Source organism: Corynebacterium massiliense DSM 45435, from assembly GCF_028609805.1.
GTDB lineage: Bacteria > Actinomycetota > Actinomycetes > Mycobacteriales > Mycobacteriaceae > Corynebacterium > Corynebacterium massiliense.
On sequence record NZ_CP063189.1, the window covers coordinates 445,814 to 458,133 of the forward strand.

The 12,320-nt window shown below is 66.5% G+C and carries 10 protein-coding genes and 1 pseudogene; 5 read left to right on the forward strand and 6 right to left on the reverse strand.

All coding sequences use genetic code 11. The features are described 5' to 3' along the window. Positions 1–139: 139 nt before the first annotated feature. Genes CMASS_RS02210 through CMASS_RS02220 form a run of 3 tightly spaced genes read left to right on the forward strand, consistent with a single transcriptional unit; the run spans position 140 to position 5,279 of the window. Positions 140–3,340 carry an error-prone DNA polymerase gene (locus CMASS_RS02210; RefSeq protein WP_027018588.1) on the forward strand — a complete coding sequence of 1,067 codons (3,201 nt, stop codon included), beginning with the start codon at positions 140–142 and terminating at the stop codon, positions 3,338–3,340. A gap of 35 nt (positions 3,341–3,375) precedes the next feature. Next, the gene (locus CMASS_RS02215; RefSeq protein ID WP_022862670.1) at positions 3,376–3,831 is read left to right on the forward strand and encodes a PH domain-containing protein; all 456 of its coding nucleotides are present in this window, start codon (positions 3,376–3,378) and stop codon (positions 3,829–3,831) included. Next, on the forward strand, positions 3,828–5,279 hold the full coding sequence (locus CMASS_RS02220; protein ID WP_022862669.1) for a PH domain-containing protein: 1,452 nt from the start codon (positions 3,828–3,830) through the stop codon (positions 5,277–5,279). The genes CMASS_RS02215 and CMASS_RS02220 overlap by 4 nt, the downstream gene beginning before the upstream one ends. Positions 5,280–5,361: 82 nt before the next feature. Here CMASS_RS02220 and CMASS_RS02225 read toward each other — a convergent pair. From CMASS_RS02225 to CMASS_RS02240, 4 genes and pseudogenes are all read right to left on the reverse strand, one after another. Then, a pseudogene (locus tag CMASS_RS02225) lies at positions 5,362–5,559 on the reverse strand (hypothetical protein); the annotation flags it as partial. Between the two features lie 3 nt (positions 5,560–5,562). After that, complete coding sequence (feoB, locus tag CMASS_RS02230) at positions 5,563–7,554, reverse strand: ferrous iron transport protein B (protein WP_169460796.1); 1,992 nt, start codon at positions 7,552–7,554, stop codon at positions 5,563–5,565. Continuing rightward, positions 7,514–7,759, reverse strand: a complete 246-nt coding sequence (locus tag CMASS_RS02235; RefSeq protein ID WP_022862667.1) for a FeoA family protein — start codon at positions 7,757–7,759, stop codon at positions 7,514–7,516. The genes feoB and CMASS_RS02235 overlap by 41 nt, the downstream gene beginning before the upstream one ends. A 205-nt stretch (positions 7,760–7,964) precedes the next feature. Beyond that, positions 7,965–8,435 (reverse strand): tRNA (cytidine(34)-2'-O)-methyltransferase, encoded by a 471-nt coding sequence (locus tag CMASS_RS02240; RefSeq protein ID WP_022862666.1) that lies wholly within the window; start codon positions 8,433–8,435, stop codon positions 7,965–7,967. Positions 8,436–8,459: 24 nt separating this feature from the next. Between CMASS_RS02240 and CMASS_RS02245 the strand changes: the two genes are divergently transcribed. Together CMASS_RS02245 and CMASS_RS02250 are read left to right on the forward strand one after the other, a co-directional pair. Next, positions 8,460–9,317 carry a bifunctional methylenetetrahydrofolate dehydrogenase/methenyltetrahydrofolate cyclohydrolase gene (locus CMASS_RS02245; RefSeq protein ID WP_027018586.1) on the forward strand — a complete coding sequence of 286 codons (858 nt, stop codon included), beginning with the start codon at positions 8,460–8,462 and terminating at the stop codon, positions 9,315–9,317. 14 nt (positions 9,318–9,331) lie between these two features. Then, positions 9,332–9,682, forward strand: coding sequence for a DUF3017 domain-containing protein (locus tag CMASS_RS02250; RefSeq protein ID WP_022862664.1), 351 nt, complete (start codon positions 9,332–9,334; stop codon positions 9,680–9,682). Positions 9,683–9,738: 56 nt separating this feature from the next. On the opposite strand, the gene metX is transcribed toward CMASS_RS02250, so the two are convergent. Further along, the gene (metX, locus tag CMASS_RS02255) at positions 9,739–10,941 is read right to left on the reverse strand and encodes a homoserine O-acetyltransferase MetX (RefSeq protein ID WP_022862663.1); all 1,203 of its coding nucleotides are present in this window, start codon (positions 10,939–10,941) and stop codon (positions 9,739–9,741) included. 33 nt (positions 10,942–10,974) lie between these two features. Beyond that, a complete protein-coding gene (locus CMASS_RS02260; RefSeq protein WP_022862662.1) occupies positions 10,975–12,303 on the reverse strand; it encodes an O-acetylhomoserine/O-acetylserine sulfhydrylase in 1,329 nt (442 codons plus the stop codon). Between the last annotated feature and the right edge of the window lie 17 nt (positions 12,304–12,320).

Sequence of the window (12,320 nt, forward strand, 5' to 3'; positions counted from 1 at the left end):
GTTTCGCTGGAAGTTCTGGGGCTAACCTAGCAACGTTTGAACCGCTTTGTCTACTTTGCTGAGCAACTTTTTAGACCGCTCAGTGTGTTACCTTGTGTTCAATTCGAACACAGGTGCCAATTCGGTCTACGATGGGCGCGTGAGATTCTTCAACGGGCGGGCGCTGTCGTGGTCGCGCATCGAACGCATCCTGTCCGGCCGCCCCGGACCTACGCCGGTGCCGGTCAACCACCTGGGCACGCCACCGGAGTCGGGCGCCGCCCCGGCTGCGGGCGAGGCCACGCAGAACGGCAGCGGCCGTTCGCGTTCGCCGCGCGTCGCCTTCGCCGAGCTGCACGCTACCTCCGCGTATAACTTCCTTTCCGGCGCGTCCGAGCCGGAGGAATTGGTGCGTCGCGCCGTTGAGCTTGGCCTTTCTGCCTTGTGCGTGATGGATCGGGACGGCTTCTACGGGCTGATGAAGTTCGCAGAAGCCGCCGCCGAGGCACAGCTGCCTACGGTCTATGGTGCGGAGCTCACCCTCGACGAGGGTGCGCTGCCGGTCCTGCCCGTCATCGCCCGCGGGCCGGAAGGCTACCGACGGCTGTCGCGCCTTATCGTCCGCGCCCGCATGGATGCCGGGGAGAAAGACAAGGTGTCCTACCCGCCGCTTACGGAGGTGGCGCGCCAATTGGGGGATACGTGCCTGTGTCTGGTGGACCACGCGTGGATCGAACACATTGACGCATTGCTGGAAACCTTCGGTCCTGCGAACCTCGTGCGTGAATACGCCTGCACCATGACCCCGGAAGACGCCGATCACCACGCGGCGTTGGATGCCTACAACAACCTCCGCGGCATCGTCACGGCCCTGCCCGGGGCCGCTACGCGTGACGATGTCCACTTAGCCGGCGCCAAGCGCGCCCTGGCGCGCCGGCAGTCGCTGGCGGATGCCGAGCCTGACCAGCACCCTATGGGCGCGGGCTGGCTGCGCTCCGGCGAGCAGATGGAACGGCTCGTGCCAGGGCGCGCGGACCTCATCGCCGAGACCGTCCGGGTGGCCGAGGAGTGCGCGTTTACCTGGGATGCGCTTGCGCCCAACCTGCCGGACTTTACGGTGCCAGACGGGCACACGGAGATGACCTGGCTGCGGCACCTAGTCCGCGAGCGCGCCACCGCGCGCTACGCCAGCCGTCCGGCAGACGTGCAGGACAAGGCGCGAAAGCAGATCGCGCACGAGCTCGACGTCATCGACAAGCTCGGCTTTCCCGGCTACTTCCTCATCGTGTGCGACCTGGTCGACTTTTGTAAGTCCGCCAACATCCTGTGCCAGGGGCGCGGCTCGGCGGCCAACTCGGCGGTCTGCTTCGCGCTCGGCATCACCAACGCCGAGCCGATTTCTGCAGGCCTGCTGTTCGAGCGGTTCCTCTCACCGGACCGCGAAGGCCCGCCGGACATCGACATCGATATTGAGTCCACTCGACGCGAAGAGGTCATCCAATACGCCTACGACAAGCACGGCCGGGACCGCGCCGCGCAGGTGGCCAACGTGATTACCTACCGCCACAAGGGGGCGACCCGCGACGCCGCCCGCGCGCTCGGCTACCCGCAGGGCGCGGCCGACGCGTGGTCGAAGGGGATCGCCGAGCCGCCTGCCGATGTCGCCGACCTCGCCGCCCAGTTCGAGGGCCAGCCGCGGCACTTAGGGATCCATTCCGGCGGCATGGTGCTGTGCGATAGGCCCATCGCGGACGTGGTGCCCATGGAGTGGGCGCGCATGGAAGGCCGCAGCGTGCTCCAGTGGGACAAAGATGACTGCGCGGCCGCCGGGCTGGTGAAGTTCGACCTGCTGGGCCTGGGCATGCTCGAGGCGCTGCACCACATGATCGATCTGGTGAAAGAGTCCACCGGGCGCACGGTCAACCTGTGGGAGCTGGACCTGGCCGAGCCGGAGATCTACGACATGCTCTGCCGCGCCGACGCGGTGGGCGTGTTCCAGGTGGAGTCCCGCGCGCAGATGTCCACCTTGCCGCGGCTGAAACCCCGGGTGTTTTTCGACCTCGTCGTGGAGGTCGCCCTTATCCGCCCCGGTCCCATCCAGGGCGGGTCGGTACACCCGTACCTCGCGCGCCGCGACGGCAAGGAATCCGTCACCTTCGACCATCCGGTGCTGGAGAAGTCCCTGGGAAAGACGCTGGGTATCCCGCTGTTTCAGGAGCAGCTGATGCAGATCGCCGTCGATGCCGCCGGGTTTACCGGCGCGGAGGCCGACGACCTGCGCCGCGCGATGGGGTCCAAGCGCTCCCCGGAGCGCATGAACGCGCTGAAATCCCGGTTCTTCGACGGGCTGGCGCGAACCAACGGCATCACCGGTGACGTGGCGGAAAAGCTGTGGCAGAAGATCGTGGCGTTCGCCGCCTACGGTTTCCCGGAGTCGCACTCGCAGTCGTTCGCCTCGCTGGTGTACTTTTCCGCCTGGTTTAAGTACCACTACCCGGCGCAGTTCTGCGTGGGGCTACTCCGCGCGCAGCCGATGGGCTTTTACTCGCCGCAGTCGCTCATCCAGGACGCGCGCCGCCACGGGATTGAGGTACTGCCGGCTACCGTTAACGATTCCGGGGCCGAGGCCCGCGTCGTGGGCGGGAAAGATACCCCGGCGAAGATCCGGCTGGGCCTGAACCTCATCAAGGGGCTGGGCGATAAGGCCGCCGAGCGCATCGAAGCGGCAGCAGCCGCCGAAGGACCCTTTCGCGACGTGCCGGACCTGTCGCGCCGGGCGGATCTCACCGTCTCCCAGGTGGAGGCACTTGCCACCGCCGGCGCGTTGGACTGCTTTGGGCTTACCCGCCGCCAGGCGCTGTGGCAGGCGGGAGTCGCCGCCACCGAACGCGACGGCATGTTGCCGGGCCTGTCCGCCATCGAGGCCCCCTCGCTTCCCGGGATGAGCTCGTTTGAGCTTTTGGCCACCGACGTGGCCGCCACCGGGGTCACCCACGACAAGCAGCCGATGGAGACAATCCGGAACCTGCTTGCCGATGCCGGCATCCTCACCGCCGCCCAACTCCGCGACGTTCCCGACGGCACGCGCGTGCGCATCGCCGGCGTGATCACCCACCGCCAGCGCCCCGGCACCGCCTCGGGACTGACATTCCTCGGAATGGAAGACGAGACCGGTCTGATGAACGTGATGGTTTCGCCGGGGCTGTGGAAACGGCAGAAGGTGCTCGCCCGCACCGCCCATTCGCTCATCATCCGCGGTGTCGTCGAAAACGCTACCGGCGCCATTAGTGTCGTCGCCGACAAGCTGGAGCCGCTCGAGGTGGGCGAGTGGTTCAGCCGCGGCTCCCGCGATTTCCGGTAGTGGCCCAGTAAGTCTGGTCCGATAGGGTCATGGCTATGGATTTCACCCCGGTCTCGCCCAAACTGATTGCAGCGCGTTTTCTCGCTACCGGGATCGTCTTTTCCGTCCTCATTGTCGCGTGCGTGGTCTGCGCGGTGTTGTTGCACTGGGCGTTTTACATCCCGGCCGGAATTTTCGCCGTGTGGGCGGTGGTTGAATTCGCTTTTATCCGTTTGCAGGTTAAACGCCTGGGGTGGAAGGAAACCGAGCACGACCTGCTCATCACCCGTGGCAGGTGGTGGCACACCCTCACCGTTGTGCCGTATGGCCGTATCCAGTTCATTGACGTCACTGCCGGCCCCATTGATCGCCTCTTCGGGCTGCGAAAGGTTCAGCTCAACACGGCATCGGCAAGCACGGATGCATCGATCCCTGGCCTGCCTGCAGCCGATGCCGACGCGTTGCGGGATCGGCTGACCCTCCAGGCCCGCGAGAAAGCGAGTGGCCTGTGAGTAGCGCCGACATCACGGAGCAGGGGTATCACCGGGTTCATCGCGCGACGCCCCTGTTGAAATTCTGGTCCGGCATCGTGGCGTTCGTGCTTGCCATCGTCATGCATTACGACAAGGTGGTGGCCATGCTGTGGGATTTTCTCACAACTGGCCACGGCAAGATTGCACTGGTAAGCGCGGTTGTGGCGGCGCTCGGTTTCGCTGTGGCCTGCGTCGGCATCTGGTTCGTTTCCGGTGTGTGGTGGCGGCGTATGGGCTATCGCGTGGGGGATCAGGAACTGTCGTTTCGCCACGGCGTCTTGTCCTCCCACGTGCGGACGGCGCGCTTTGAGCGCACCCAGGCGGTTGACGTGGTGGAGCCGTTCATCGCCCGCCTCTTCGGGCTGGCCGCTGTGCGGGTGGAGACTGCCGGCGGCGTCGATTCGGTCATCGTGATCAACTACCTACGCATGTCCGACGCTGAAGCACTGCGTGACGTCGTCTTGCAGCGCGTGCGCGGCGCCGACGTCGTAGGCGGTGGGGAAGACGAACCCGCGTCGGGGTCAGAATCGGGACTCGAGACGGAGCCGGATGCGGATCTAGGGGCAGATGCGCTGATTTCGGAGATACCGCTCAATCGTTCCGTGGGTGGGGTGCTGCTGCACCCCTGGGTCATTGTGCTGGTTATCGGCGGGGGACTCGCACTGCTCAGCCCGCTGGGATGGGCGGCGGCGTTGCCCTTTGTGTTGGGAACTGTGCCCTCCGTTTTCCGGTTCCTTAACGAGGCGTGGCGGTTCACCGCGCACGTGAATGAGGATCCGGCAAGCGGGGACAGGCAGTTAGTGGTGTCCTACGGGCTGACTGAACGCCGCCGGCAGACCATCCGCGTCGACCGCATCCACGCGGTCGCGGTCCAGCGGCCGATGTTGTGGCGCTTCGCCGGGTGGTACCGGGTGGAGGTGTCCGTCGCCGGCTACGGCAGTGTGCTGAGGGACAATTCGGGGTCGACTCGGGTCTTGCCCGTCGGGACGCGCGACGAGGCACTCGCGCTGGTGCAGCTGGCCACGGGCCTTAACGCGGAGGAAGTAGAAGCATTTGCTGACCCGGACGGTCATACCAACCCCACCTACACCACGCCCCGGGCGGCGTTCTGGGCCACGCCCATCGACAGGGCACAGCAGGCGGTCACACTCGTTGAACCCACCGCAGAGCACGCGGAGTGCGCGGTGGTGCATAAAGGACGGTGGGCCCGCCGGATGTCCGTAGTGGCTACGCCGCACATCCAGGAGCTGACCTATACGCGTGGCCCGCTGAACCGGATGATGGGGGTAAGCGACCTGCGGTTTAATCTCGTTCCCGGGCCTGTGTCCATGAACGCGCAGCAGCTACGCGCCGCGGACGCCACCGAGCTTTTGCACCACCTGCGCGGGAGGCAGCTGCCGCGTGTGCAGGAACGCTGTTCGCATTGATCCCGGGGCGAGCGGGCCGGCGCAGCGTAAGCAGTACGGGCCCGCGCGAATGGGCGGATCCACATACCGCGGCCGCGCTGCAAGAACCGCACCCCGCCGCTGGGCAGGCGGTCATCGTCTCCGCTGTGAGATCCCCGGTGGCTTCCAGGTGCGCCAAGACCACGTCGACGGTGCCCGGTTCTAAACCGGTACGCGCGGCCAGGGCGCGGCGGGAGGTAATACCTTCGGCCATCGCGGCGCGCACCGCGTCAATGGGGCCGGTCGTGTTCGGTGAATTCATGGCTTACACAAACAGTCGGAGGATTTGGAAGGCGCCCACGGCGAGCACCCAGGCGGTGACGAGCTGGATGCCGAACCCGAACAGCGTCCACCGCCAGCCCAACTCGCGGCGTTGGGCGGCAATCGTGGCCACGCACGGGGTATAAGCCAGCAGGAAGAGCATGTAGGCCCACACGGCAGCGAGCGGGTGGCCGCCGGACGCGCCCGCGAAATCCGCGCGGACGTGATCGCTTAAGTCGCTTTGGGCCTGCTCTTCCGGCGAGGCGTCAGTGACGTCTTCGACCGCGTAAGTCTGTGACCAGGTAGAGATAAGCGCCTCCTTGGCCACGAACCCGGTGACCAGCGGGCCGGTGAGTGACCACGAGTCGAAGCCGGCCGGGGCGAAGGCGGGCGAAATGGTGCGCGCTACCGCACCGTACGCGGAGTCCTCAGGGGCCGGCTGCCCCGAGTCCAGCGGCGCGCCAACCGGAATGGCCATCAGCAGCCAGACCACTACGACGGTGCTGACGATGATGCCGCCGGCGGTGCGCAGGAACCCTTTGAGCCGGGTCCACATCACGGACACGGCCAAGCGCACCGTGGGCAGCTGGTAGGAGGGCAGATCGATGACCAGTGCTTCTTCCGGCACCGCCCGCCACAGCGTGCGGCGCAGCGCCAGTCCCACGAGAACGAGCAGCGCAATAGAAATGACGTACATGGCAAAGACCACGGACCCGGCGTGCGCGGGGAAGAACGTGGTGGCCAGCATGACGAAGACCACCAAGCGTGCCGAACACGACGTAAACGGGATGAGCAGGGACGTCATGATGCGGTGGTGTGGGTTGCCCAGCACGCGCGTGGCGGAGATGGCCGGCACGTTGCAGCCGAAGCCGACGACGATGGGGATGAACGCCTTGCCCGGCAGGCCGATGGCGCGCATGACGCGGTCGGTGACCACCGCCGCGCGGGCCATGTACCCGGAATCTTCCAACACGGCCAGGCACAGAAACATCAGCGCCATGAGCGGGGCGAAGGTGAGCACCATGCCCACGCCACCAATGAGACCATCGACGAGTAGACCGGTGACCAGCCTGTTGCCCAGGCCGATGGCGCTGAGCGCGGCGCGGGCGGCGTCGCTGAGCGGGCCGGTCACCCACGCCTCGAGCCCGTCTTGGAGCGGGGCGGCGACCGTGGTGGTGATGTGGAAGACCACCCACATGACCGCGAGGAACAATAGCGGGCCGGCGACCGGGTGCAGCGCCACGGCGTCGAGGCGGTGCGACAGCGGGGTGGTGTGGTCAGTGGTACGGACGGCGGCTTTGGCGGCGGCATCGAGATCCGCAAAGCGGGTGTCGATGGACGCATCGTCCCGCAGCGTTTCCGGCCCCTCGCCCAGACGCGCACGCGTCTGATCGCGCAAGCTGTCCAGGCCCGTGCGGCGGCGGCCGTCGACGGGGAAGACGGGGATGCCGGTGGCGGTCTCTAATGCGGCGGCGTCCACGTGGGTGCCTTGTGCCGCGGCGACGTCGAGTTTGGTCAGCGCGATCATCAAGCGGTTGGGGTGCTCGGCCAGCTGGAAGGCCACGTTAAGGCCCCGGGCGACAGCGGTGGCGTCCACCACCACGATGACGGCGTCCGGCTTTTCGGCATCCGGGCAGTCGATGAGCATCGCGCGGGTCAACGCCTCATCGGGGCTCAAGGGGTCGAGTGAGTACGCGCCGGGGAAGTCGATGACGTCGGCCGTGACCGGCGGTTCGACCGGGCACGGCGCGCCGAGTTTCCACGCGCCGCGGCTGATTTCCACGGTGGTGCCCGGCCAGTTGCCGGTCTGCGCGCGAGCGCCGGTCAGGGCGTTGAACAGGGTGGACTTTCCGGAATTCGGGGCGCCGACAAGGGCGATGATGGGGGAGCCAGCAGGGGCGACGGCGCCGCCGGGATCGCTGTGGCAGCTAGGGGAGGCAACAGACACGGCGGCGTTACACCTCGATGGCGCGCAGAGTGCGCTTGTCGATGGCATAGCGGCACGTCCCCACGGTGACGAGACGGGCACCGCCGGCGACGCGGCGGCCCATGGTGACGCTAGCCCCGGGCCGGATGCCCAGCTCGCCGAGCCGGACCGCGAGGGCGGAATCGCACTGGCCGGAAATGCACTTTTCACCCAAGGTGACGGTGGCGCCCTCGGGCAGAGTATCGGCCGTGGGCAACGGGTGGGTGGTAGTCATAGCAGTAAACCTTTCGCAGGTCAGCGGGCCTAACCGGAGTGTTAGGTTGCCTAACCTTCATGCAGGGATAGGTTTACTCTTTTGTCTGTAGGTTTGTCTAGCCTAAACATGCGAGGCGGGCAGGGTTGTTGTCAATGTCACCAATTTGGGGTGTGTACAGGCCTTTCGTCTGGGCCGCGGCGGCTGAAAACGGAGGAGTCGGGAACTAGACCGCCCCGTTGAAACCCAGCTGCCGCCATGCCTCGTAGACGGCGATGGCGGCCGAGTTGGACAGGTTCATCGAGCGGCGCGCCGGAAGCATGGGGATCCGCACCTGGTCGGTCACGCGCGGGTGGTTGCGGTGTTCTTCCGGCAGGCCGGTTGGCTCGGTGCCGAAGAGGAGCACATCGCCCGGCTGGTAGTCCACGTCCGTGAACCAGCGGGTGGCCTGGGTGGTAAACGCGAAGACGCGCGCACCGGGCAGCGCGTCCATGCAGGCGTCGAAGTTGGCGTGGATGTCCATGTCAGCTAGGTCGTGATAGTCCAGGCCTGCGCGCTTGAGGTGCTTGTCTTCGAAGTTGAAGCCCAGCGGCTCGATGAGGTGGAGCTTCGCGCCGGTGACCGCCGCGGTGCGGATGGCGTTTCCGGTGTTGTTCGGGATGACCGGATTATCGAAGACGAGGTGCAAGCGGCTCATGGGGAGAAGTCTAGGATGGTGGCCATGAGCGCAACCAAACTGGACGGCAAACTCTACCGCGACGAGATTTTTGCAGACCTGAAAAAGCGCGTTGACGCGCTCAAAGAAAAGGGGGTGACCCCGGGTCTTGCCACCGTGTTGGTGGGCGAGGATCCCGGCTCTCAGTCCTACGTGAAGATGAAGCACAAGGACTGCGAGAAGCTCGGCATCGAGTCCATCCGCAAGGATCTGCCGGAAGATATCAGCCAGGAGGAGCTGGAAAACGTCATCGCGGAGCTGAACGATGACCCCGCCTGCACCGGCTACATCGTGCAGCTGCCGCTGCCGAAACACCTGGATGAAAACCGCGTGCTGGAGCTTATCGATCCGAAAAAGGACGTCGACGGCCTGCACCCGGTCAACCTGGGCAAGCTGGTCCTCAACGAGGAGGCGCCGCTGCCGTGCACGCCGAACGGCTGCATCTCGCTGCTGCGCCGCTTCGGTGTGGAGCTTGACGGGGCGAAGGCTGTGGTCATCGGCCGCGGGGTGACCGTCGGCCGCCCGATTGGGCTCATGCTCACCCGCCGCAGCGAGAACGCCACGGTCACGCTGTGCCACACCGGCACCAAGGATCTCGCGGCCGAGACCCGCGCGGCCGACATCATCATCGCCGCGGCCGGCAAGCCGCACATGCTCACCGCCGACATGGTCAAGGAGGGTGCGGCGATTCTCGATGTTGGCGTCTCCCGCGTCGATGGAAAGCTCGCCGGCGACGTTGCCGATGACGTGTGGGACAAGGCTGGGTTTGTCTCCCCGAACCCGGGTGGCGTGGGTCCGCTGACCCGCGCGTTCTTGGTCAAGAACGTCGTAGAAAACGCCGAGCGGCAGGCGGAAGAGCGCTAGGGCTAGCACTCCTTATGGCCGGAACCGGACGACACGCGAAGCGGCAGCCGCTGAACCTGGACAACCCGCATGACCGGGCGCTGCCGCCTTCCCGCTTGCCGGACGCAGTGCAATGGATCTGCGTCGGCGCTTTTGTCGTGCTCGTCGTCGCGTCCGGTCTCTTTTCTTTCCTCGAGCACTGGCGCCGTGCCACCTTCGCCCTGGGCGTGGGCATGCTGTGGCTGGCTATCTGCCGCCTGGTGTGTGACTCCCGCGTCATGGGTGTTCTCGCGGTCCGCTCCCGGCGCTTCGACATGGCCTTTTCTCTGATCACGGGCGCTGCGCTGGTGTGGCTCGCGGTCTCCGTCGACGCGCTCGGGTCCTAGCGATATCGAAGGCCGCTCCTTTCGGTGGTGCGCGGTTGTGGCAGCCTCGGCCGGTACTAGATGGCGTAAATGCCGCCGGTGACGGCGCGCTCCGTCGCGGAGGGTGTCTGCTCCGACAGCGACAGGAAGTTTCGCAGGATGCGATCCATCTGCCGGTCCTCGGTGAGGAACGCGTCGTGGCCGACGGGGGAGACCACCTTGGCCATCGCCAAGAGCTCGCCCACGTTGCGGGAGAGGTGTTCCTGCTGGTGGTAGGGGTAAAGGATGTCGGTGTCCACGCCGACGACCATGGTGGGCACCCGGGACGCGGCCAGCGCCTTGTTCAGCCCGCCGCGGCCCCGGCCGATGTCGTGCCGGTTGAGTGCCTCGGTCAGCGTGACGTAGCTGCCGGCATCGAAACGCTGCGCGAGTTTTGCGCCCTGGTGCTCCAAGTAGGAGTTCACGGCGAAGCGCTGCTGCGGATCACGGTGTGGACCCAAAGGGTTTTCGCCCTGCTGGGCCCGCGCGCCGAAGCGCTCGTCGATCTCTAACTCGCCGCGGTAGGTCAGGTGCGCCAGCCGCCGGGCCGCGGCGAGCCCTGCCAGCGGCACATCGCCAGACGCGTAGTAGTCGCCGTCGTGCCAGGCCGGGTCGTTGGTCACCGACGAGATCTGCGCCGACTGGATGCCGATCTGCCAGCCGGACGCCCGGGCGGAAACAGCGATGACACACGCGGCGGTAACAAAATCGGGGTAGAGCAGCGTCCACTCCAAGGCGCGCGCCCCGCCCATGGAACCGCCGATCACCGCGTGCACGTGGTGGATGCCCAGTTCTTCCAACGCGCTGCGCTCAGCCGCGGCGTGATCGCGGATGTTGACCGCAGGAAACCGCGAGCCCCACGCGCGGCCGTCGTCGGGGTGCGGGGAAGACGGGCCCGTGGAACCGGAACAGCCGCCCAGCGCGTTGAAACAGATGACGCACCACTCGTTGGTATCGAGAGCCTTGCCGGGGCCGACGAGCCCGCCCCACCAGTCGGCGGCGTTCGAGTCACCCGTTAAGGCATGCTCGACCAACAGCACGTTGTTCTTGCCCGCCGGGTCGCCGCGGAACTTGCCCCACCGCTGGTACGCCAGTTGCGCACCAGGGATGAAAGCGCCCGCCTCCGTCCGGAACCGGCCGAGGTCGACGTGGGCAAGTTGCCCCTCGGCAGCCAGCAGATCCGTTGGCGCATCATGGCTGGTGTCCTGCCGGGGATTTGTGGTGCGCGCGGGAGGTGTCATGCGAGGCGGGTTCCTTTCGCTGGTCTACGGCAGTTAAATAGCGTTGAAGCCCTGCTCGAGGTCAGCGAGGATGTCGTCAATGTCCTCGATGCCGACCGACAGGCGCACCGTTGCCTGTGTGATGCCGGCGGCCTCGAGCGCGGCATCGTCAGACTGCGAGTGTGTCGTCGAGGCCGGGTGGACCACCAGGGAGCGGGTATCGCCCACGTTGGCGAGGTTGGAGTGCAGCTGGAGGGCATCGATAAACGCCCACGCCTCGTCCTTACCGCCCGCGATGTCGAAGGAGAGCACGGAACCGGTGTAGCGGTAGCCCAGCTTGTCCTTGACGGACTTCCACGGGGAGGACTCGAGGCCGGCGTAGTTGACCGTGGCCACCTTGTCGTGGCCCTCGAGGTACTCGGCGACCTTCTGCGCGTTGGCGTTGTGCTTGTCCACGCGCAGCTGCAGCGTCTCCAGGCCGAACAGGGTGATCCACGCGTTGAACGGCGAGATGGACGCGCCGGTATCGCGCAGCACACCCGCGCGGGCCTTGAGCGCGAACGCCGGCGCGCCGAGGTCGGCGTAGACAAGCCCGTGGTAGGCGGGATCCGGGTTCACGAAGTAGGGGAAGACCGGCTCGCCGTCGCGCTGGACGGTCCAGTCGAATTTGCCGCCGTCCACGATGACGCCGCCCAGCGAGGATCCGTTGCCGGAGTAGAACTTGGTGGTCGAGGCGACAACAATGTCCGCGCCGTGCTCGAGCGGGCGGGCCACCGCCGCGGTGGCGAGGGTGTTGTCCACGATGAGCGGGACCTGGTTGTCGTGCGCGACGCCGGAAATCGCCGGGATGTCCAGCACGTCGGCGACTGGGTTGCCGAAGGTTTCGCCGTAGAAGGCCTTAGTGTTCGGGCGCACCGCCGCGCGCCAGGACTCCGGGTCATCGGGGTTGTCCACGTAGGAGACCTCGATGCCGAGGCGGTTCAGCGTGATGTCGAAGAGGGTGTTGGTGCCGCCGTACAGGCGCGGTGATGCCACGATGTGGTCCCCGGCGGATGCGAGGTTGATAATCGCGGCGGTCTCTGCCGCCTGGCCGGAGGAGAACGCGACGGCGGCGACGCCGCCCTCAAGCGCGGCGAGGCGGGTTTCCAGTGCTTCCTGGGTCGGGTTGGTCAGGCGGGAGTAGATGGGGCCTTCATCGGCAAGCGCGAAGCGGTCCTGTGCGTGCTGGGCGTCGTCGAACACGTAGGACGTGGTCTGGTAGATGGGCACGTTGCGGGCGTTGGTCGCCCCGTCGAGCGCCTGGCCCGAGTGCAGAGCCTGGGTCGCGAGCTTCCAGTCGGTGGTTTGCGGGTTGGTCTCGGTGTTGTCGTATTTCGTCGTCATGGCAACTTAGGCTAGAC

What these genes read in the sequence shown, in the direction of transcription:
- CMASS_RS02250 (WP_022862664.1), top strand. Translation starts at nt 9,332, where the DNA reads ATGGCCGGAACCGGACGACACGCGAAGCGGCAGCCGCTGAACCTGGAC.
- CMASS_RS02240 (WP_022862666.1), bottom strand. Translation starts at nt 8,435, where the DNA reads ATGAGCCGCTTGCACCTCGTCTTCGATAATCCGGTCATCCCGAACAAC.
- CMASS_RS02260 (WP_022862662.1), bottom strand. Translation starts at nt 12,303, where the DNA reads ATGACGACGAAATACGACAACACCGAGACCAACCCGCAAACCACCGAC.
- CMASS_RS02215 (WP_022862670.1), top strand. Translation starts at nt 3,376, where the DNA reads ATGGATTTCACCCCGGTCTCGCCCAAACTGATTGCAGCGCGTTTTCTC.
- feoB (WP_169460796.1), bottom strand. Translation starts at nt 7,554, where the DNA reads ATGCCATCGACAAGCGCACTCTGCGCGCCATCGAGGTGTAACGCCGCC.
- CMASS_RS02245 (WP_027018586.1), top strand. Translation starts at nt 8,460, where the DNA reads ATGAGCGCAACCAAACTGGACGGCAAACTCTACCGCGACGAGATTTTT.
- CMASS_RS02235 (WP_022862667.1), bottom strand. Translation starts at nt 7,759, where the DNA reads ATGACTACCACCCACCCGTTGCCCACGGCCGATACTCTGCCCGAGGGC.
- metX (WP_022862663.1), bottom strand. Translation starts at nt 10,941, where the DNA reads ATGACACCTCCCGCGCGCACCACAAATCCCCGGCAGGACACCAGCCAT.